A 369-nucleotide genomic window follows, 5' to 3' on the forward strand; every position below is an offset into this window, starting at 1 on the left:
ACGATCGTGTCCCTGCGCAAGGGCGCGAACGCTCAGCGCCAGATCACCGAGGCCCTGGCCACCGCCTACATCAGCGGGCACCGGCCGGACTTCGCCGCGACGCACACCACGGCCAACCGGGTGGAGCTGCCCACCTACCCGTTCCAGCGACGTCGCTTCTGGCCCAAGACCGCGGTGGTGGGGATGGGTTCGGGGGCGGTGTCGACCTCCGGGATCCTGGGCAGCGCCAAGGATCTGGCCTCCGGGGACACCGTGTACAGCAATGTGTTCTCGGTCAAGACGCAACCCTGGCTGGCCCATCACGTCATCTACGGCACCGTCGTCGTGCCCGGTGCCACCTATGCGGCGATGGCACTGGTCGCCGCGGGC

At 69.1% G+C, this 369-nt stretch carries 1 protein-coding gene; it reads left to right on the plus strand.

The genetic code is table 11. The features are described from left to right. On the plus strand, positions 1 to 369 hold a 369-nt coding region (locus H7I41_RS14305), incomplete at both ends, for a hotdog family protein (protein WP_264013258.1).

This window comes from [Mycobacterium] manitobense, assembly GCF_025821665.1.
Lineage (GTDB): Bacteria > Actinomycetota > Actinomycetes > Mycobacteriales > Mycobacteriaceae > Mycobacterium > Mycobacterium arseniciresistens.